Source organism: Streptomyces sp. NPDC033178 (assembly GCF_055577685.1).
In genome coordinates this window covers 81755-101865 of sequence record NZ_JBVIPT010000010.1, presented here as the reverse complement: position 1 = coordinate 101865, position 20111 = coordinate 81755, and the positions used below count along the sequence as shown (strand labels likewise).

Genomic DNA, 20111 nt, shown 5'->3' with positions numbered 1-20111 from the left:
CCGGGGATGGCTCGGCTGCTCGGCACCGGCCTTGACGCCCGGTTGACTAACCGCCGTTCGTCGAGGAGCAAGTCACCGAGAACGGCACCGAGTTGGACACCGCCTCGAACGGTGAGCGGATCTCCACGGCCATCTCGCTGCGGAGGGTTCCGGACTTCGCATACGTCGACAGCCGTACCGTCTCCTTGTGGCTGCGGGGGCCGCCGTCCGGGAACGACAGCGTCCGCCACTGCCGGTCGATCACGGACCCGTTCGTCGAGACCCACCGGTACGAGAACTGGAAGGGCAGCTCGGCCACCGTGAAGGTCGCGGTGAACCAGGGAGCCTGCGAGTCCGCCGGGGGGCAGTCCCCGACGTACGTGGTCGCGCCCCCGGTCGCGGTGACCGTGACGGGCTGCTCGGCGGTGTCGTCCGACCCGCTGCTCGCCGCCCCGGAGGAAGGGGCCTGCGCCTGTCCCGTGGGCGAGCCGCTGCCCTTACTGCTCTCACCGTCGCCGCCGAGCCCGTAGATCAGGCCGGCTACGAGCAGCGCGAGCACGACGGCTCCCGCGGCGGTCGCGTACCCGATGCGACGTCTCCGCCTCGCGGGAGAAGCGGGGGCGCCGGGGGCGGTGGGGGCGGTGAGGTCGCCGGGGGCGGTGGGGCTGTCCGCGGTGGACCGAGAGGAGGCGTCGACGGAAGTGCGGGGCGCCGGGGTGGCTGTCTTGTGGGTGGCCGCAGGTACGGCACCGGGAGGCGAGGGCTGCGCCTGGGCGTAGGGGGTACGGGGGTCTGCCGCGGCCGGGGGTATGGCGGCCGTGGCCGTGGGTGTGTCGGCCGCGGCCGTCGCACCCGCTTCCGGTGCGGCGGCCCTGGCGGCCGCGTTCGCCGACGCCCCGGAAGCCGTGGGTTCCTTCGCTGCGGGTTCCTCTGCCGTGGGAACGCCGACTGCCGCCGCCGTGACCCTGGGGTCCGTGGCGCCCGTGACGCCCGTGGCGCCCGTGGCGTTTTCCGGGGCAGGCGAGGACGCCGAGACGGTCGGCACCCCAGCCGTGGCCGTGACGCCGGTCGTGGCCGCGTCCGTGGGTGCGGTCTCCCCGAGCGAGGACTCGGCAGTGGGCAGCTCTTCGCTGGTCGCCGTGGGCAGCGGGGCGGACGCCGTGGCCGTGTCGGCGCCCGAGGTGCCGTCAGCGCCGGCCAGGCGCAGCTCCCGCTCGGCCTCCACGGCCGACATCCGGTCGTCGGGGTCCTTGCGCATCAGGCCTTCGATGACGGGCACGAGGGGTCCGGCCCGGTGCGGCGGGGGCAACTCGTCGTCGACGATGGCACGCAGAGTGCTCAGCGGGCTGGTCCGACGGAAGGGCGAACGGCCCTGGACGGCCGTGTAGAGCAACGCTCCGAGGGACCACAGGTCCGACGCGGGGCCGGGGTTCCGGCCCAGTGCCCGCTCAGGCGCCAGGTACTCGGGAGAGCCGACGAGCTCACCGGTCATCGTCAGCGCGGAATCCCCCTCCACGGTGGCGATGCCGAAGTCGGTGAGCACCACCCTGCCGTCGTCCGCGAGCAGGACGTTGGCGGGTTTCACGTCACGGTGCAGCACTCCGGCGCCATGCGCCGCGCGGAGCGCGGCCAGCACCTCGGCACCTATGCGCGCGGCCTCCCGCGGCGCAACGGCACCCTGGGAGCCGATCAGGTCGGCCAGCGACCGGCCGCGGACGAGCTCCATGACGATCCAGGGTCGGTCGTCGTCGGTGGCGACGTCGTGGACGGTCACCACTCCGCGAGCACTGATGCGCGCCGCCGCCCAGGCCTCCCGCTCCAAGCGGGTGTACATCCGCTCGACCTGCGCCACGGTCTGTCCGACGGGAGCGCGTACTTCCTTGACGGCGACCTCGCGGTGCAGCACCTCGTCGCGGGCGCGCCACACGGTGCCCATACCGCCCTCGCCGAGAACGGAAAACAAGCGGTAGCGACCGGCGACCAGCCGTTCGGCACCCGCGTCGGGCGACGCCGTGTTCTGTGGTGGCATGAGGGCCGTTACTCCTTGTCCTTGGCGAACGGCCGAGGAGTGGCGACGCCCCCGTCCGATCCTTGACCTGCCGGGGCGGGGTCCCTTCGGTCCGGCCTCGGCCGGACGTACCGCCGGACCACGCCGCCGACCGAGAAGGACACAGCCCCTCCACATTATGATCAAACGCCTGATGCTCGTGAAGTGCGGACCTGGGCAAACGCCCGAATTACCGCTCGCTGTAGGGAAGTTGTGACGTCGCGGTGGTCATGCCGTCGACTTATTTTAGAGACCCCTGGCAGGTTCGTAAGCCCCGGTCCGGCCGGGCGGCTATGCGCTCGGCCCTAGGCGTCCCCGTACGCCTCTCCGCCCAGTTCGAAACCGGCGGTCCCGGCCGTGACGTCGGCCAGCCAGCCCCGGAATGCCTCGACATCGGCGTCCGGCAGCCCGATCTCGATGGTGACGGCCTCCCCGTAGCGCACGTCGCGCACCTCGCGGCCGGTCGACCGCAGGTCGTTCTCCACCTTGCCCGCCCGCTGGTGGTCGACCGTCACGGTCGCCAGACGAAAGCGTTTACGTGTGATCGTGCCGAGGGTGTCGAGGGCCTCGCCCACCGCGCCGCCGTAGGCCCGGATGAGCCCGCCCGCGCCGAGTTTGACGCCTCCGTAGTAGCGGGTGACGACCGCGACGACGTACCGCATGTCGCGCCGCAGCAGCATCTGGAGCATCGGGACGCCCGCCGTGCCGCCCGGTTCCCCGTCGTCGCTCGCCTTCTGGACGGAGGCGTCGGCGCCGATGACGTAGGCGAAGCAGTTGTGCGTCGCGTCGGCGTGCTCCTTGCGGACGGCGGCAAGGAAGGCCTGGGCCTCCTGTTCGGTGGCCGCCGGCGCCAGTGCGCAGAGGAAGCGTGAGCGGTTGATCTCGGTCTCGTGCACGCCTGCGCGGGCCACCGTGCGGTACTCGTCCTGCATCGGGCCAGCGTATGCGCTGCACGCGCGCGTGCGGCCGACCGGTCCGTGGCGACCGGCTTCCCACGCGGACGGCTCTCCTCGCGACCGGCCCTCCTCGCGGGCGGGGATCAGCTCCCCTTTGATCCCCGCCTCCGTCCCGGCCTCTGTCCCCGCGGCACGATCATGTCGGTGAGCAGTGCCGTGCCGGTGCCGAGGGAGCCCCATTCGTCGCCGTGCCAGGCGAGGACCGCGATGGCCGACGTGGGGAACTTCCTCCGTACGTCGGCCAGCGCGTCGTCGAGGCTGTCGCCGGCTAGGGCGAGCACCAGGTCCTCCAGCCCGGGGTTGTGCCCGATCAGCAGCAACGTCTTGGTGTGCGTGGACACTTCGCGCACCGCTTCGAGCAGCTCGGGAACGTCGGCCCCGTACAACCGCGGATCGTGGCGTACGGGAGGCGGCGTGCCCCACTGTCCGGCGGTCAGCTCCCAGGTCTGCCGGGCGCGTACGGCGGTGGAGCAGAGCGCCAGGTCGGGCAGGCAGTCGATGTCGGCCAGCGCGCGTCCGGCGGCCGGGGCGTCGCGGCGCCCGCGCGGGGCGAGCGGCCGCTCGTGGTCGGGGACGCCGTCCGGCCAGGCCGACTTGGCGTGCCGCAGGACGACCAGGCGGCGCAGCGGGCCCGTTCCGGCGCGCGCGATCACGAGGGGGTCCCGCGGCCGATGTCACGGGTGAGTTCGAGCCCGAGGAGCCGGTCCGCGTAGGCGTACGTCTCAAATCGGGCGCCGTCCGGGACGGTCCCCGACGTCTCCACCTTGCGCAGCACGGCGAGTACGGCGGGCACGTCCAGGTCGTCCTCCCAGGCGGCGCGCAGCTGTTGGCGTACGGGATCGGGGATGGGGCCGGACGGCCGGGTCGCCCAGGTGGCGACGGCGCCTCGCCAGCGCCGCAGGGTGTCCTCGGCGTCGGTGAGGGCGGTCTCGTCGAGCCGGAGGGGTTCGCGGCGGGGGCATGCGAGCAGGGCGAGGCGGAGGGCCGAGGCGCGCTCGTCGTCGTCCGCCACTCCGCTCTCGGCGTCGGCCGGGGCGACCTCGACCCGCAGACCGTTCGCCGCCTCGCCGTCCTCACCCGCCCCGTCCACCGCACCAACCTCCGGGGCGCTCACGTGCAGCACCTGGGCCTCGCCGAGGCCTGATCCGCTGTCCCGTTCGTCCTCGAACGGCCGGATACCGAGTGCCGCGGCGCGGGCCCGGAGTTCCGTACGCCCCTCCGTGCCGGTCAGTACGGTCCAGACGGGCGTCCCGCTGATCTCCAGGGCGCGTACGAGGACGTCGGCGACCAGGAGCACGCGCAGGCCTGTGGTGTCGGGGCGGGGCACATGGGCCTCGACGCGGGTCAGGCCCCGGCGGGCGGGGGTGGCGTCGGTGGGCTCGCCGGTTCGGGCGTCGGTGATACGCAGCACGGGGTGAGCGTAGGCGCGTGCGGGGTCCGGCGCAGGGAGGCGGACGTCATTTCCGGACACGTGTTCGCGAATCACCGGTGCGGCCAGCATGATTCACCGGTGCACCGGTCAACTCACGGTGCCCAGGAAGCGCACGTGCGGCCGGTCGTCGGGGCCCTCCCGTGTGACGGCGGCCCTGACCCCGTACACCTCGGCGATGAGCTCTTCCGTGAGGATGTCGCCCGGACTGCCGCAGGCCACGACGTGCCCCTCGCGCAGGACGACGAGCCGGTCGCAGTACATCGCCGCGAGGTTGAGGTCGTGCAGGGCGACGACGCTGGTGACCGGGAGCGAGGTGACGAGGGTCAGCAGGTCGAGCTGGTGCTGGATGTCCAGGTGGTTGGTCGGTTCGTCGAGGAGCAGTTCGCGGGGTTCCTGGGCGAGGGCTCTGGCGATCTGCACGCGCTGCCGCTCGCCGCCGGAGAGGGTGTGCCAGGACTGGCGGGCGAGTCCGGTCAGGCCGGTGCGCTCCAGCGCGTCGCGCACGGCCCGCTCGTCCGCCTCGGACGCGGGGGTCCAGGCGCGGCGATGGGGTGTGCGGCCGAGCCGTACGACATCCAGGACGCTCAACTCGACCTGGGTGTCCGCCTGTTGCTCTACCACGGCGACACGGCGGGCGATGTCGCGGCGGCCCAGTTCGGCGAGGGGGCTGCCGTCGAGGGTGACGACACCGGAGGCGGGAGCGAGGACGCCGGCGAGGAGACGCAGGAGGGTGGACTTGCCGGAGCCGTTCGGGCCGAGCAGTCCGACGGTGGTGCCGGGGGCTGGGGTGATGCTGACGCCGTCGAGGATGACACGGTCGTCGGCGGTGCGCGTGACGCGGTGGGCGCGGAGGCCCTCTCCGGGTGCCGCCTGCGCGTGCCCGGCCCCTTGCGCGGCAAGCGCGGGCCCAGCGCCCTGTGCCGCCTGCGTGCGCCCGGTTCCCGGTGCCGCCCGCGTGGGCCCGGTGTTCTTGATGTCCTCCGTCGTCATCACGCCCTCCGCGTCCGGTACAGCACCAGCACGAACACCGGTACGCCGATCAGTGAGGTCACCACGCCCACCGGTACCTCCTGGGGATCGAGGACGGTACGGGCCAGGGTGTCCACCCACACCAGGAACACCGCTCCGGCGAGGGCCGTGACCGGCAGCAGCCGGGCGTGCCCGGACCCCACCAACGCCCTTGCCGCATGCGGCAGTACGAGGCCGACGAAGCCGATCGCACCCGCCGAGCTGACGAGCGCGGCGGTCAGCAACGCCGTGGCACAGAGCAGCACCAGTCGCGTACGGGCGACGGAGACCCCGAGCGTCGCGGCGGCGTCCTGGCCGAAGGCGAACGCGTCGAGCGTCCGCGCGTACCCGAGGCACACCAGCAGCGTCACCGCGAGCACCGCGAAGCACACCCAGACGTCGGTCCAGCCGACCCCGCTCAGCGAACCGAGCAGCCAGAACAGCACCCCGCGGGTGGTCTCGGCGTCGGCGGCGGTCATCACGACGAAGGAGGTGAGCGCCGAGAAGAGCTGCATCGCGGCGACCCCGCTCAGCACCACACGGTCCGTCGCCCCGCCGAGCGTGTGGCTGAGCAGCAGCACGAGCCCGAAGGACAGCACCGCGCCGAGGAACGCGCCCGCGGAGACCGATACCAGGCCCCCGCCGACGCCGAGGACGACCACGGTCACGGCGCCCGTCGAGGCGCCCGAGGACACACCGAGGACGAACGGGTCGGCGAGCGGGTTGCGCAGCAGGGACTGCATCACCGCGCCGCACACGGCGAGTCCGGCCCCGCACACGGCCGCCAGGAGCGTGCGCGGCAAGCGCAGCTCCCAGACGATCCCCTCCCGGATCGGGGTCAACTCCGAGCTGCCCCAGCCGAGATGGGACGCGACCACGGACCAGACGTCGCCGACCCGGATGTCCGCGGGGCCGATGGTGATCGCGACGGCGACGGACAGGAGGAGCAGGGCGACGCCCGCGGCGATGAGCAGTCCCAGGCGCGGCCGTGTCACCCGGCGAGCCCGAACTCCCGCAGGGCGGAGGCGACTTGCTCGACGCCCTCGACCGTGCGGATGGTCGGGTTCATCGCCTGCCCGCTGAGCAGGACGTACCGCTTCTTCTTTACTGCAGTCATGTTCTTGGTGACCGGGTCGGACTCCAGGAACTCGATCTTCTTCTTCGCGGACTCGGCGGTCTGCGACTTGCGCGTCAGGTCGCCGATGACGAGCACGTCGGGGTCGCGGTCGGCGACGGTCTCCCAGTTGATCTGGGGCCACTCCTCGTGCGTGTCGTCGAAGACGTTCTTCGCGCCGAGGGTCCGGGTGATGACGCCGGGAGCGCCGCAACAGCCCGCCATGTAGGGCGAGTCGGAGTTGGCGAACCAGTACAGGAGGGTGACGTCGGAGGCGTCGATCCCCGAAGTGGCCTTCTTCGTCCGCCGCTTGAGGTCTGCGACGAGCTGCTCGCCCCGCTTCTCGACGCCGAACACCTGGGCCAGGTCGCGCACTTCGCCGTAGACGGCGTCGATGCCGAGGGCCTTCTTCCGCGCGCCGTCGCCGCCCGAGTCGTTGTCCTTGCCGACGCAGTCGGAGGGCGAGACGTAGGCGGGCACGCCGAGCTTCTCGAACTGCTCCCGGGTGGCCACGCCGCCCTTGCCGAGTGTCGACACGAACGAGGCAGCGACGAAGTCGGGGTCGGCGTCCAGGACCCGTTCGAAGGAGGGGTTGTTGTCGGCGATCCGCTCCACCTTCGCGTTCGCCTTCTCCAGGCCCTTCATCACCGGGTCGGTCCAGGTGGCGGTGCCGGCCATGCGGTCGGCGAGGCCGAGCGAGAGCATGATCTCGGTGGTGCCCTGGTTGAGGGACACGGCCCGCTCGGGCGGAGACTCGACGCGTACGGTCTCGCCGCAGTTGTCGAGGGTGACGGCGGCCCCCGAGTCCGTGTCGGACGACGAGTCCCCCGAACCGCAGCCGGTCAGCAGGAGAGCCCCGGACAGGACCAGGGCAGCGGGACGGGCAGCAAGACGTGCTACGGGCACGGGAGTTCCTCAGGCGTCGAGGGCTCGAACGCGGAGCCCGGTCGTACGGTGCTCCCCCGTCGGCGCGTGACCGCGGAGGCCGCCAGCAGGTCTTCGGACTCGGGGTCACCCGGACGAGGCGCCTTCCCGGACCGTCATGCCGGTCCAGTGGCCGATGCCACGCCCGTCACCCTCACCGCTGCGCGTCAGCTCCGGATTCCCACCGGATTCCCTGACCCACGTACATGGGTTCGACTGGCCTCGGCAAGCTATCACGGCGGGTCTCGCGGACCGGCGGACGGACCGGCGGACAGACTGGCGGACAGACTGGCGGACAGACTGGCGGACAGATCGGCGAACGGATGGGCGGACGGACCGGCAGGGCGGGGCCCAGCAGCCGCTCCACCTGTTCCGGCGGTGTTCACGGCTACGCCACACCCCTGCCCACAGCCCTGCCCCCGCGGCCTGAATGAGTGGTTCCGCTAGCTGAGTCTCTCGGAGGCACCGGAGGGCCACCCCATGACCGGGATCGAAATGGCGGGTACCGCACCCACTCCCCCGCCCTCGTCCACACCCGCTTCCCCGTCACCGTCACCGCCCCCGTCCTCGTCCTCGTCCTCGCCCGCATCCTCGATCAACCGTCGCCGCTTTCTGCTCGCGTCCGGTGCCGTCGCGGCGGGAGCGACCGGAGGAGCGGCGGCCGTCCTCCCACGGCAGCGCCCGGCCCCCTCCGTGCAGCCCGCGTCGGAGAGTGCGGCCCCGCAGCCGGCCCCCGCCACCCGACGGCCGACGCCGCGACGCGCGGCCCCGTACGCGACGACCACCCTGGAGACGACGGCCCGCCTCGGAGGCCGCGCGCACGCCGGCACCTACCGACGGCTCGTCCCGGGCCCCGGCTGGCCCGTGGTCGTACGCGGAGACCTTGCGCCTGCCGCCACCGGCCGCCAGGACCGGCGTACACCCCTCGCGTGCTTCGTGCAGTTCACCGACCTCCACCTCACCGACGTGCAGAACCCGCTGCGCACCGAGTTCCTGCGGTCGCGCAAGCCTGCCGCGTGGCGAGCTCAGGAGGCGCTGACGGTGGCGGGGGCGGTGGCGCTCGTGGAGCAGGTGAACGCGCTCGGCGAGGGTCCGTACACCGGTCTCGCGCCCTCGTTCGTGATGACGACGGGCGACAACATCGACAACAACTCCGCGATCGAACTGGAGTGGTTCCTCACGCTGATGAGCGGCGGCAGGATCACGCCCAACACCGGGGATCCGTCGGCGTACGAAGGCGTCCAGAACTCCGGCCTGCCCCTCTACTGGCATCCGGACGACGCGGCCCTGCGCGACCTCGACAAGCGGCGCGGGCTGCCCCGCATCCCCGGCTTCCTCGACGCCGCGATACGGCCCGTGACCAGCCCGGGGCTCGACATCCCCTGGTACTCCACGGTCGGCAACCACGACGACATACCCGGCGGCTGTCTGTCACCCGCGCTGGGCGACTTCGCCGTCGGCTCCCGCAAGCTGCTGTCGGTCCCGGACACGGACGCGGCCGCCTACGCGAAGGCGCTGAACTCCGGCGACGACCCCAAGAGCGAGGTGCTCACGGCGATCCTGAAGCGGCACACGGCCTCGGCGCGGACCGTGACGGCCGACGAACGGCGCCGCCCGTGCACCCCGCACGACTACCTGGCCGCGCATCTCGACCCCGCGCGCACCGGCGCGGGCCCGGTCGGCCACGGCTACACGGAGAACAACCTCGACGGCGACCGGATGTACTACACCTTCCGGGTGGCCGAGAACGTCATCGGCATCAGCATCGACACGACGTACCGCAGCGGCCACTACGAGGGCTCGCTGGGCACCGATCAACTCCGCTGGCTGGAGCGGACGCTGGCCGCGCACAGCTCCCGGTCCTACGACGCCGACGGCCGTCTCGTACGCAACGCCGGGGCCGACGACGCCCACGTCCTGGTCTTCAGCCACCACCACAGCCCGAGCATGACCCGCCGCCCCGACGCCGCCCGTACGGAGGAGCCGCGGCACGACGGCGCCGAGGTCCTCGCCCTCCTCCACCGGTTCCCGAACGTGGTGGCCTGGATCAACGGCCACAGCCATGTCAACCGGATCACGCCCCACGCGCACGCCACGCCCGCCCGGTCCTTCTGGGAGGTCAACACCGCCTCCCACCTGGACTATCCGCACCACGCCCGCGTGATCGAACTCGCCGACAACGGGGACGGCACGGTGTCCCTGTTCGCGACCCTCGTCGAGTCCGCCGCACCGCACCGCACCGACCCGGACTTCGCCGACCTGTCGGCGGTGGGCCTCGCCTCCCTGTACCGGGAGCTGTCGTACAACGCTCCCGACCTGGCCACGGGCATGACGAAGGGCGTCCACGAGAGCTGGGCCGGCGGTCCCGGCGACCGCAACGTGGAACTGCTGGTGGCCGCCTCCGCGACACGCTGAGGCCGTCGCGCCGAGGCCGCTGCCCGGCGCGAGCCCGGTGGCCGCCTCGGCGCGAGCCCGGTGGCGGGGGGAATCACCGCGCCGCTCTCACTGTTGTCGCGCGCAGCAGCTCTCGTACGCATCCCAAGGAGGCCGACCGTGTACGGCGACCCGGCAACGATCCGCAAGATCCTCAGCGAGCTCGGCGACACCTGGGCGATCGTGGGCCTGTCGTCGAACGAGCGGCGCGCCGCGTACGGCGTGGCGAACGTCCTCCAGCGCTACGGCAAGCGCATAGTCCCGGTCCACCCCAAGGCAGAGACGGTCCACGGCGAAAAGGGGTACGCCTCGCTGGAGGACATCCCCTTCGAGGTCGATGTCGTCGACGTGTTCGTCAACAGCGACCTCGCCGGCCCCGTCGCCGACGAGGCGGTCGCCATCGGTGCCAAGGCGGTCTGGTTCCAGCTGGGCGTCATCGACGAGTCCGCCTACGACCGCACCCGCGCGGCCGGCCTCGACATGGTCATGGACCGCTGCCCGGCGATCGAGATCCCGCGCCTGGGCTGACGTGCACGGTGGGTGCGGGAGGTGAACCCACAGCAGAGCGGGATGTGAACCCACAGCAGAACAGGGGCAGTTGGGCCGGTTATTGGTCTAGGCCAAACCGCCCTGCCCCAGTATCCTCATCCGTGGCCAGCGGCACACGATCCCCCCACCCAGGTTGCGTGCTGGCTCGGGCGACACCCACACAACCCTGCCCCAGGCAGCCGGGTGACTTCCCCATTCCCCGCCTCATGGAGGGTCACGGTGAAAGTTCGCACCCGCAGCACGGCGCTCATCGGCACCATCTGCCTCGTCGCATCCCTCGCCCTGACCACGGCGTCCGCCGACGAGCCCACCGCCCCACGTCAGGCGGCGAAGGTCGCGCTGAAGGAAGTGGCCAAAGCCCAGAACCCGATCGCCGGCGCCGCCGGGCCCGGTGGCACGGTCTGGATCGCCGAACGCGCGGGCACGGTACGGGTCCTGGACGACAAGGGGCTCGGCGAGCCCGTCCTCGACATATCCGGCGAGACCACCACCGACGGCGAACGCGGCCTGCTGGGCATCGCGTTCGACAAGAGGTTCGCGCACTTCTACATCTCGTTCACGAATCTCGAAGGCACCAGCACCGTGGACGAGTTCGCCGTGCGGCACGGCAAGATCCGGCCCAGCACCCGGCGCACGGTCATCACCCAGACGCAGCCCTACCCGAACCACAACGGCGGTGACATCAGGTTCGGCCCCGACGGCTACCTCTACATCGCGCTCGGCGACGGCGGCTCGGGCGGCGACCCGCACGGCAACGGACAGAAACTCGACACGCTGCTCGGCAAAATGCTGCGGATCGACCCGCTGGGCGGCAAGCCGTACGCGATCCCGCGGGACAACCCCTTCGTGAACGATCCGAACGCGAAGGACGAGATCTGGGCGTACGGGCTGCGCAACCCGTGGCGGTTCTCCTTCGACGCGCGCACCGGCGACCTGCTGATCGGCGACGTCGGCCAGAGCGACTGGGAGGAGATCGACTGGGCCCCGGCGAGGAGCGGGGGCGGCGAGAACTACGGCTGGTCCCAGATGGAGGGCACCCATCCCTTCCGGGGCGGAACGGAACCCGCGAACCACGTGCCGCCGGTCCACGAGTACGACCGCACCGGACTGGGCTGCTCGGTGACCGGCGGATACGTCTACCGCGGCAAGGCGATCCCGGCCCTCAAGGGGCAGTACGTGTTCAGCGACTACTGCGACGGCACCCTGCGCACGCTGCGGATGAAGAACGGGAAGGTGACCGGCGAGAGCGACCTCGGAGTCAACGGCGGGGAGGTCATCTCGTTCGTGCAGGACGGCGATGGCGAACTGTACGTCCTCGCCATCGGTGGCTCCGTCTCCCGCATCGACCCGGTGTGACCACTACTCGCTGAGGCGGAGCCGGCGCACGCTCACCAGTTGCGCGGCACCGGCGCCCCTTGTCCGTACGAGCGGTGACCCTCGTCTTGTCCGTACGAGCGGTGACCCTCGTCTTGTCCGTACGAGCGGTGACCCGCATCGGACGGCGCCTCGAACAGGGAGCCGGGCTCCTGGGCCCAGCTCGCCTGTGGTGTGGGCGCGCGTCGGCCGACGACGGGTCGCCGCCAGTCGCCGTCCCCGAGGACCAGCATCGGGTCGAACATGACCACCACTCCCGCGAGCAGCAGGAAGAGGGCCGGGCCGAGGAGCATGGGGAGCAGGAGCGAGTGGGCGGAGCCGCCGACGCCGGGCGAGCCGGTCGCGCCGTGGAGGTGCACGCTGACGGCCGCCATGCCCGTGTAGTGCATGCCGGAGACTGCGACGCCCATGACGAGGCTGGCCCCCAGGCTGGTCATGAAGCCGCGGATCGCGACCGCGGCCCAGAGCGCGGCGGTCGCGGCGACGACGGCGATCACGACGGAGAGTGCCACTGTGCGGACGTCGTACTCCAGGCTGCCGTTCACTCGGATGGCCGCCATGCCTATGTAGTGCATGGCCGCGACCCCGATGCCCGTGAAGGTGCCCGCCATGAGCAGGGTCGCCGTGTTCGCGCCGCGGTAACCGACGGCGAAGACGCCCAGGCCGACGACGACAATCGCCACGGCGAGACTGAGAACAGTCAGGCCGACGTCATAGCGAATACGGCTTTCCTCCACCTGGAATCCGATCATGGCGATGAAATGCATCGTCCATATTCCGCATCCGATCGATGCCGCTCCCAGCGCCAGCCACCCCGGCTTCCACGACTGGTCGTTGCGCAGTGATCGGGTGATGCAGCGCAGCCCCAGGGCCGCTCCCAGGCACGCCATGACGTAGGCGGCCAGCGGCGTGATCAGTCCGTAGCTGAATCCGTCGACAGTTCCTTGCATATGCCAGAATCCCCCCGGAAAACAAGTGTTGCGGGGGACAGATGTACGCGCCGTGACAGGCGGGAGCAAGCGTTTTCGATCGATTCGCAGTGAACTGCATGCTGCGTCCATCAATTCCGGTCATCGATGGGCTTTTTTCAGCCGGAGGCATTCATTCTGGTGACGCGATACCACCGTTCCGGCAGTGCGGTCCCCATCGCTCCGTCGGGCACGGCCCCACCGCTACGGCAGGAACGGCCTCACCGCTCCTTCCGCGAAGCCACCGTGAACTGCGCACCGTCGGGGTCCCGCAGCACCGCCTCCAGCGCGGACGCGCCCTCCTGGACCGTGCCCCCGTGGGCCAGCGCCGCACGCACGCACGCGTCGACATCGTCGACCGCGAAGTGGACCTGCCAGTGCGGCCGGACCGTGGGATCGGGCGCCGCCTCCACCGCACCGGAGTGGATACGGGCCACCACGTCCCCGTCGCTGCGCAGCACGACCTCGTCGCCGTCGTAGTGGACCTCGATGCAACCGGGCTCCGAGGTCGCCCACTCCAGGACCTCCCCGTAGAACATCGCGGCGTCGAAGGCGTTGCGCGTGTGCAGCCGCAGGAAGGCCGGGGCCGCCCGGCGCCAGGTCTCCCAGCCTGCGACGAGCTGGCCCTCCCAGATGCCGAAGACGGCGCCGTCGCGGTCGGCCAGCAGGGCGGCGCGGCCCGGCGGGAAGCCGATGGGCCCGACCGCCGTCGTACCGCCGCGCTCCTGGCCCCGGGCGACGGCCTCGTCCGCGCTGCCCACGGCGAAGTACGGGGTCCAGGCGACGGCCATCTGCCACATGGAGGCCACGGCGGCGATGCCCGCGACGGGCACCCCTTCCGCGTACGCGATCCGGAACCGGTCCATCAGCCTGGCCTCCCGGAAGCGCCAGCCGAGCACCGCCCGGTAGAAGTCCTCCGCGGCCTGCTGGTCGCGCGCCGTCAGGCTGACCCAGCACGGGGCACCGACCACCGCATGGCTGGAGATGACGTCGCTTCGGAGTGTTGCGTCGCGGTTCATGGCAGTACCGTCCTGAATCGGGCTGACCGGCGCACGCGGACGTCCGACAGCGTCGGAAGCACCCTCGGGGCCGTGGTTGCGTCACCTCCAGCATCACCCGCATCGGCGCCCCGCGCCCGGAGGCGGTTTCCGGCTCACGCCCCGAGTACCCGAGGGCCCGGCCCGAAACAGGCCGCCTCAGTCGTGCGCCGGCCGGTCGCTCAGCCGGTGATCGGCCAGGTTCAGGGCCTCGTCCACGACCCGGCGCAGGTGGCCGTCGCGCAGGGAGTAGATCACCCGGCGGCCCTCCTTGCGCGTGTTGACGAGACCCGCGAGCCGCAGCCGCGCCAGGTGCTGGCTGACGGCCGGACGGGCCGCGCCGCAGCGCTCCGTGAGCGTCGTGACGTCGGCCTCGTCCGCGGCCAGGGCGTGCAGCAGGACGAGCCGGGTGCGGTCCCCCAGGAGGGCGAGCACCTCCGCGGCGAGGGCGAACTGCTCCTCGCCCGGCGTGCGCGGATGCTCATCGTTCGCAGGTGATAGGTGCATGCGTGCGCTCATACGCACATAATGGGCCCGTGGACGTCGTCGAGTCCACCGAGCACACCGGAAAACCGAGCGCACCGGAAACCGGAAAGGGGACCCTTGTGAGCTCCGGGCACCACGGGCACAGCCACCAGGACGGGCACGGGCACGAGCACCACCACCACGGGCACCGGCAGGGCCTCGGCGCCCCCGGCCACGCGCACGGTGCCGGGCACCCGCCCCGCGCCCGCCAAGGCCTCCGCCACGATCTCCGTCACCGTCTCACCCACCGCGTCGCCCACCTCCTCAAGCCCCACTCCCACGCGTCCACCGACAAGGTCGACCCGGCCCTCGAATCCTCGGCCCGGGGCATCCGCACCCTGTGGATCTCGCTGGCCGTCCTCGGCGTGACCGCGGTGGCGCAGGCGGCGGTCGTCGCGGTCTCCGGTTCGGTCGCGCTGCTGGGCGACACCGTGCACAACGCGGCGGACGCGCTGACCGCCGTACCGCTCGGCATCGCCTTCGTGCTGGGCAGGAGGGCGGCGACCCGCCGGTTCACATACGGCTACGGCCGGGCCGAGGACCTGGCGGGACTCGTGATCGTGCTGACGATCGCCGCCTCCGCGGTCTTCGCGGGCTGGACCGCGATCGACCGGCTGTTCGTACCCCGCCCGGTCGAGCACATCCCGATCGTCGCCGCGGCGGCCGTCATCGGCTTCGCGGGCAACGAGTGGGTGGCCCGCTACCGCATCCGCGTCGGCCGCGAGATCGGCTCGGCCGCGCTCGTCGCGGACGGGCTGCACGCGCGCACCGACGGGTTCACCTCGCTCGCCGTGCTCCTCGGCGCGGGCGGCGCGGCGCTCGGCTGGCAACTCGCCGACCCGGTGGTCGGGTTGGCGATCACGGCCGCCCTGCTGCTGGTGCTGCGCGACGCCGCGCGCGAGGTCTTCCGCCGGGTCATGGACGCGATCGACCCGGAGCTGGTCGACACGGCCGAGCGGGCGCTGCACGAGGTGCCGGGCGTGCAGGCGGTGGGTGAGCTGCGGCTGCGCTGGATCGGTCACCGCCTGCGGGCCGAGGTGGCGGTGGTCGTCGACGGCGAGGCGAGCGTACGGCAGGCCCACGGCATCGCGGTCGAGGCCGAGCACGCCCTGCTGCACGCCGTCCCGGGGCTCACCGCGGCTCTGGTCCACGCGGACCCGTCACCGGCGCCGGGCGAGACGGACCCCCACCTGGCGCTGGCCCACCACACGGCCGCCTGAGGGAAGCGGTCAGGCGACCCCGAGCCCCTCCAGCACCACGGCGTTCGGCAGCTCCGCGAACACCTTGCCCGGAACGAGCAGCTTCCCCCGTCGGCGGCCGCTGCCGACCAGCACGTACGGGAGGTCGACCACCGCCGAGTCCACCAACACCGGCCAGTCCGCGGGGAGTCCGATCGGCGTGATGCCGCCGTACTCCATGCCGGTCTCGCCGGTCGCCGTGTCCATGGAGGCGAACGAGGCCTTGCGCGCCCCGAGTTGGCGGCGCACGGCGCCGTTCACGTCGACTCGGGTGGTCGAGAGCACGACGCACGCGGCGAGCGTGCTCTCCCCGCCGCGTTTGCCCGCGACGACCACGCAGTTGGCCGACCGGTCGAGGAGGTCCTTGCCGTAGTGCTCGACGAAGGTGGCGGTGTCGGCCCACTCCGGCTCGGTGTCGACGTACACGATCCGGTCGGCGGGAACGGTGCCGCGCCATTGGCGTACGGCGTCGGCGACCGGGCGGGTCAGTGTGTCGAGGCAGTCGGGAGCGGGGGTGGCGTCGTCGAACTGTCCGATGGGTGCGCGCATGACGGCACGCTAACAGCCCTGCGCACGGCGCCGGACGAGGGTCTCAGTGCACGCCCGGGACCGACACGGCCATGACCATCTCCAGCGGCTCGTCGCCCGAATTGGCGTACGTGTGAGGGGTGTTGGCCTCGAAGGAGACGCTCGCGCCCGCGGGGACCCGGTACTCCGCGCCGTCGACGGTCAGCGTCAGTTCGCCCTTCGTGACGTGGAGGAGCTCGACCGTGCCCGCGGGGTGGGGGTCGGAGGGGCTGCCCTCGCCCGGCATCAGCAGCCAGTCCCACATCTCCAGCGGGCCGGGCGCCTCGGTGCCCGCGAGGAGCCGGTTGTAGCTGCCCGCGTCGGTGTGCCAGAGCCGCACGGCCTGGTCGGCCGGGACGATCCTGACCTTCGGGCCCTGCTCGTAGTCGAGCAGTGTGGTGATGCTGATGCCGAGCGCGTCACCGATCTTGACGACGGTGCCCAGGCTGGGGTTGGTCCGGGCCTGCTCGATCTGGATGAGCATGCCGCGGCTGACCCCCGCGCGGGCGGCGAGCGCGTCCAGGGTGAAGTTGCGCTCGGTGCGCCAGCGCTTGACGTTACGCGCCAGGGACTGGGTCAGCAGGTCGAGGTCCGACACTTTCCGTCCAATGTTCTCGTGGTTCTCATGAGGCTCGGCTCCCATGAGGCTCGTTCAATATTCTGGATGACAGAGTTCAATGAACTACACTACGGTGTGGTGCACCGAATCGTTCATCGAACTGTACTGCGAGGCATCCGATGACAGCACTCTTCGCCCTGGCCACAAGCCTCCTGTGGGGGCTGGCCGACTTCGGCGGAGGTCTGCTGGCACGACGTACGCCCGCGTTGACGGTCGTGGTCGTCTCGCAGTCGATCGCCGCCGTCGTGCTCGGTGCGATCGTCCTCGTCACCGGCGCCTGGAGCGAGGCGAGTCCGCAGCTGTGGTTCGCGGTGGCGGCGGGACTCGTCGGGCCTGTCGGAATGCTGGCCTTCTACAAGGCGCTCGCCCTCGGCCCGATGGGCGTCGTCTCGCCGCTCGCCTCGCTCAGCATCGCCGTCCCCGTGGCGGTGGGCCTCGTCCTCGGCGAGCGCCCCGGCCTAGTGCAGTTCGCGGGCATCGCGGTAGCCGTCGTGGGAGTCGTCCTCGCGGGCGGACCGCACTTCAGGGGCGCACCCGTGCAGCGGCAGGCCGTGCTGCTCACCCTGGTCGCGGCGTTCGGTTTCGGTGCGGTGATGGCCCTGATCGCCGAGGCGTCGTCCACCCTCACCGGCCTCTTCCTCGCCCTGTTCGTACAGCGCGTCACGAACGTGGTCACGGGAGGCACGGCCCTGTACGTCGCCGTCCGGCGCGGCAGCGTGGCTCCCCCGAGGATCGCGTGGGAGTCCGTTCCGGCCCTGGCGTTCGTCGGTCTCGCGGACGTGGCCGCCAACGGCACGTACTCGCTGGCCGCCCAGCGCGGCCCGGTCACCGTGGCCGCCGTCCTCGCCTCGCTCTGCCCGGTGGTGACGGCCCTCGCCGCACGCGGCTTCCTCAGCGAGCGGCTGCGCGGGATCCAGGCGGCGGGCGCGGGCCTGGCGCTGGTGGGCACGGTGCTGCTCGCCACGGGCTGAGTCACGACCGGGCACCCCTTTCCCACGGGGTGACGTGCCGAGGGCCGACCGGCCTCGGACAGCCACGTCCCCGACCGGACCCGGCCGGTCAGGACTCGGCTCGTACGTCCTCGTGGGCGTCCTCGACGGCCCGCAGCCCGGCGATGCTCTCCGCGTCCAGCTCCGCCAGCGCGAGCAGCTGCTCCGGTGTGACCCCGTCGGGAATCGGCACCGGCGCGGGCGTGCGCAGCGGCGGCTGCCAGCCCTCGCCGGAGGTCCAGCGGCGTACGACCCTGGCCGGCGCCCCGGCCACCACCGCGTGGTCGGGCACGACACCGCGCACGACCGCGCCGGCCGCCACCACGACGTTCCGCCCGATGCGCGCGCCGGGCAGGATGACCGCGCCCGTGCCGATCCAGCAGCCCGGGCCGATCTCCACCGGCTCCATCCGCGGCCACTGCTTGCCGATGGGCTCATGGGGGTCGTCGTACGAGTGGTTGGTGGACGTCACGTACACGTACGGCCCGAAGTAGCAGTCGCTGCCGATCGTGACCGTCGTGTCGGCGATGACGTGGCTGCCGCGGCCGAGGACGACACCGTCCCCGATGCGGAGGATGGGTTCGGGGCCGAGGTCGAGGTCGGGCATCAACCCCGCGGTCAGAGTGACCTGTTCGGCGATGATGCAGTGGTCGCCGAGATGGATCCACGGCTCGCCGAAGACGGTGCCCTGCGGGAACGCCAGCCTGGTACCTGTTCCCATCGCCCCGAAGTGCAGTCGTCCGGGCCGCTCGGCGGTCACCGCGCCCGTTCGTTGCACCCAGGACCAGCCCGCGTGGACGGCGCGCTGGACGAGTCGGCGCCGCCGGGATGAGAACGTGTTCTTGCGCTTGGGCACCCGCTCACCGTACTCAGCGTGACGCCCGGCCATGAGCTCGGGCGCCTGTGATCTTCGCCCCACCGTGCGGTGGCCGGATCCCTTACGGTGCCGGTACCAACGAGAACGAGGAGACGGCGATGACGCACGAGGCGCTGATCGCGGGCGTGGGCGGCAAGGATCCGAAGGTGGATCAGGAGGCGTTCGTCGCCCCGATGTCCGTGGTGCTCGGCGAGGTGACGCTGCACCCGGGCGCGAGTGTCTGGTACGGGGCGGTGCTGCGGGCCGAGTGCGGGCCCATCGTCATCGGCGCGGACAGCAACGTGCAGGACAACTGCACGCTGCATGTCGACCCCGGGTTCCCCGTCACCGTCGGGGAGCGGGTGTCGATCGGGCACAACGCCGTGGTGCACGGTGCCACTGTCGAGGACGACTGCCTGGTCGGGATGGGCGCGACGATTCTCAACGGGGCGGTGATCGGGGCGGGGTCGCTGGTTGCCGCGCAGGCGTTGGTGCCTCAGGGGATGCGGGTTCCGCCGGGGTCGCTCGTCGCGGGTGTTCCCGCCGAGGTGAAGCGGGAACTCACGGAGGAGGAGCGGGAGGGGATCTCGTTGAACGGAACGTTCTATGTGGAACTCGCCAAGACGCACCGAGAAGCACACGGGGAGTAGAGCGAGTCGGCGGTCTGCGGGTTCGCGTGGCTGGTCGCGCCCCGCGGCGGAGCCGCAAATGTCACAGCCCCGCGCCCCTGGACAGGGGCTGCGCCCCGTCACAGGGCGCAGCCGCTCGGTCGCCTAGTCGGTCGCCGGGATCGGCTCGCGCTCTGCCGCCGACCGCTCGGCCTCTCGCTCTGCCGAGACCTTCTTCGCCTTGCGCTTGAGGACGAGCATCGAGGTGAGGCCGATGAGGAGGGCCAGGACCAGGCCGAGCCAGGAGAAGCGCTTGAGCCAGGACTCGGCGACCACGCCGACGTAGTAGATGACCGCGGTGGTGCCGCCGGCCCAGAGGATGCCGCCGAGGACGTTGGCGGTCAGGAACTTCCAGTACGGCATGCGCAGCACACCCGCGAGCGGGCCCGCGAAGATCCGGAGCAGGGCGACGAAGCGGCCGAAGAACACGGCCCACATGCCCCACTTCTCGAAGGACTTCTCGGCGGTGGCGATATGGCCCTCGCTGAAGTGCCTGGGGAACTTGGCGCCGAGCCACGCCAGCAGTGGGCGTCCGCCCTTGCGGCCGATGGCGTAGCCGATGGAGTCGCCGATGATCGCGCCGGCGACGGCGCAGGCGCCGAGGACGACGGGGTTGATGTCACCGTGCTGCGAGGCGAGCAGCGCCGCGGAGACGAGGATGATCTCGCCCGGCAGTGGAATGCCCAGGCTCTCCAGGCCGATGACCAGGCCCACCAGCGCGTAGATGCTGACCGCAGGCACGGTCTCTAGCCACTCCTGGACGTGCAACGCCGGTTCCTCCCGATTCACCGCGATCCGGGGCTGGCCCGGCGTGCGCCCGGGGCCGGG

General features: G+C 71.8%; 20 protein-coding genes and 1 riboswitch. Of the genes, 6 read left to right on the top strand and 14 right to left on the bottom strand.

Annotated elements, in window-relative coordinates; translation table 11 throughout:
• Positions 1 to 46: 46 nt before the first annotated feature.
• From ACZ5VQ_RS24765 to ACZ5VQ_RS24735, 7 genes are all read right to left on the bottom strand, one after another.
• Positions 47 to 2008 (bottom strand): serine/threonine-protein kinase, encoded by a 1962-nt coding sequence (locus ACZ5VQ_RS24765; RefSeq protein ID WP_469106762.1) that lies wholly within the window; start codon positions 2006 to 2008, stop codon positions 47 to 49.
• Between the two features lie 323 nt (positions 2009 to 2331).
• The gene (locus ACZ5VQ_RS24760; RefSeq protein WP_359840507.1) at positions 2332 to 2958 is read right to left on the bottom strand and encodes a YigZ family protein; all 627 of its coding nucleotides are present in this window, start codon (positions 2956 to 2958) and stop codon (positions 2332 to 2334) included.
• A 107-nt stretch (positions 2959 to 3065) separates the two neighbouring features.
• Positions 3066 to 3635, bottom strand: a complete 570-nt coding sequence (locus tag ACZ5VQ_RS24755; RefSeq protein WP_469106761.1) for a SixA phosphatase family protein — start codon at positions 3633 to 3635, stop codon at positions 3066 to 3068.
• Complete coding sequence (locus tag ACZ5VQ_RS24750) at positions 3632 to 4393, bottom strand: hypothetical protein (RefSeq protein WP_469106760.1); 762 nt, start codon at positions 4391 to 4393, stop codon at positions 3632 to 3634. Before ACZ5VQ_RS24750 ends, ACZ5VQ_RS24755 begins: the two co-directional genes overlap by 4 nt.
• Positions 4394 to 4501: 108 nt before the next feature.
• A complete protein-coding gene (locus ACZ5VQ_RS24745; protein WP_469106759.1) occupies positions 4502 to 5404 on the bottom strand; it encodes an ABC transporter ATP-binding protein in 903 nt (300 codons plus the stop codon).
• A complete protein-coding gene (locus ACZ5VQ_RS24740) occupies positions 5404 to 6417 on the bottom strand; it encodes a FecCD family ABC transporter permease (protein ID WP_469106758.1) in 1014 nt (337 codons plus the stop codon). Before ACZ5VQ_RS24740 ends, ACZ5VQ_RS24745 begins: the two co-directional genes overlap by 1 nt.
• Complete coding sequence (locus ACZ5VQ_RS24735) at positions 6414 to 7442, bottom strand: ABC transporter substrate-binding protein (RefSeq protein ID WP_469106757.1); 1029 nt, start codon at positions 7440 to 7442, stop codon at positions 6414 to 6416. The genes ACZ5VQ_RS24740 and ACZ5VQ_RS24735 overlap by 4 nt, the downstream gene beginning before the upstream one ends.
• Before the next feature lie 67 nt (positions 7443 to 7509).
• Positions 7510 to 7696, bottom strand: a riboswitch (cobalamin riboswitch).
• 244 nt (positions 7697 to 7940) lie between these two features.
• Here ACZ5VQ_RS24735 and ACZ5VQ_RS24730 point away from each other — a divergent pair.
• From ACZ5VQ_RS24730 to ACZ5VQ_RS24720, 3 genes are all read left to right on the top strand, one after another.
• On the top strand, positions 7941 to 9875 hold the full coding sequence (locus ACZ5VQ_RS24730) for a TIGR03767 family metallophosphoesterase (protein ID WP_469106756.1): 1935 nt from the start codon (positions 7941 to 7943) through the stop codon (positions 9873 to 9875).
• A gap of 138 nt (positions 9876 to 10013) precedes the next feature.
• Complete coding sequence (locus ACZ5VQ_RS24725; RefSeq protein ID WP_469106755.1) at positions 10014 to 10421, top strand: CoA-binding protein; 408 nt, start codon at positions 10014 to 10016, stop codon at positions 10419 to 10421.
• Between the two features lie 240 nt (positions 10422 to 10661).
• The gene (locus tag ACZ5VQ_RS24720) at positions 10662 to 11798 is read left to right on the top strand and encodes a PQQ-dependent sugar dehydrogenase (RefSeq protein ID WP_469106754.1); all 1137 of its coding nucleotides are present in this window, start codon (positions 10662 to 10664) and stop codon (positions 11796 to 11798) included.
• 32 nt (positions 11799 to 11830) lie between these two features.
• Here ACZ5VQ_RS24720 and ACZ5VQ_RS24715 read toward each other — a convergent pair whose 3' ends face one another.
• From ACZ5VQ_RS24715 to ACZ5VQ_RS24705, 3 genes are all read right to left on the bottom strand, one after another.
• On the bottom strand, positions 11831 to 12766 hold the full coding sequence (locus tag ACZ5VQ_RS24715) for an MHYT domain-containing protein (protein ID WP_469106753.1): 936 nt from the start codon (positions 12764 to 12766) through the stop codon (positions 11831 to 11833).
• Between the two features lie 239 nt (positions 12767 to 13005).
• Entirely contained in the window at positions 13006 to 13803 is a 798-nt protein-coding gene (locus tag ACZ5VQ_RS24710; protein ID WP_469106752.1) for a VOC family protein, read from the bottom strand.
• Positions 13804 to 13980: 177 nt separating this feature from the next.
• Positions 13981 to 14340 (bottom strand): ArsR/SmtB family transcription factor, encoded by a 360-nt coding sequence (locus tag ACZ5VQ_RS24705; RefSeq protein WP_362067845.1) that lies wholly within the window; start codon positions 14338 to 14340, stop codon positions 13981 to 13983.
• An 86-nt stretch (positions 14341 to 14426) separates the two neighbouring features.
• Between ACZ5VQ_RS24705 and ACZ5VQ_RS24700 the strand changes: the two genes are divergently transcribed.
• A complete protein-coding gene (locus ACZ5VQ_RS24700) occupies positions 14427 to 15566 on the top strand; it encodes a cation diffusion facilitator family transporter (RefSeq protein ID WP_469106952.1) in 1140 nt (379 codons plus the stop codon).
• A gap of 9 nt (positions 15567 to 15575) precedes the next feature.
• Here ACZ5VQ_RS24700 and ACZ5VQ_RS24695 read toward each other — a convergent pair whose 3' ends face one another.
• A complete protein-coding gene (locus ACZ5VQ_RS24695) occupies positions 15576 to 16133 on the bottom strand; it encodes a YbaK/EbsC family protein (RefSeq protein WP_469106751.1) in 558 nt (185 codons plus the stop codon).
• Positions 16134 to 16176: 43 nt separating this feature from the next.
• Positions 16177 to 16749: a helix-turn-helix domain-containing protein gene (locus ACZ5VQ_RS24690; RefSeq protein ID WP_469106750.1), complete on the bottom strand. Its 573-nt coding sequence runs from the start codon at positions 16747 to 16749 to the stop codon at positions 16177 to 16179.
• 140 nt (positions 16750 to 16889) lie between these two features.
• Between ACZ5VQ_RS24690 and ACZ5VQ_RS24685 the strand changes: the two genes are divergently transcribed.
• Positions 16890 to 17741, top strand: a complete 852-nt coding sequence (locus ACZ5VQ_RS24685) for an EamA family transporter (protein ID WP_469106749.1) — start codon at positions 16890 to 16892, stop codon at positions 17739 to 17741.
• Positions 17742 to 17829: 88 nt separating this feature from the next.
• Here the strand turns inward: ACZ5VQ_RS24685 and ACZ5VQ_RS24680 are convergent, their stop codons facing one another.
• Positions 17830 to 18648, bottom strand: a complete 819-nt coding sequence (locus tag ACZ5VQ_RS24680) for an acyltransferase (protein WP_469106748.1) — start codon at positions 18646 to 18648, stop codon at positions 17830 to 17832.
• Between the two features lie 86 nt (positions 18649 to 18734).
• On the opposite strand from ACZ5VQ_RS24680, the gene ACZ5VQ_RS24675 reads away from it, so the two are divergent.
• Positions 18735 to 19265: a gamma carbonic anhydrase family protein gene (locus ACZ5VQ_RS24675; protein WP_469106747.1), complete on the top strand. Its 531-nt coding sequence runs from the start codon at positions 18735 to 18737 to the stop codon at positions 19263 to 19265.
• A gap of 123 nt (positions 19266 to 19388) precedes the next feature.
• On the opposite strand, the gene ACZ5VQ_RS24670 is transcribed toward ACZ5VQ_RS24675, so the two are convergent.
• On the bottom strand, positions 19389 to 20051 hold the full coding sequence (locus tag ACZ5VQ_RS24670; RefSeq protein WP_362067824.1) for a DedA family protein: 663 nt from the start codon (positions 20049 to 20051) through the stop codon (positions 19389 to 19391).
• Between the last annotated feature and the right edge of the window lie 60 nt (positions 20052 to 20111).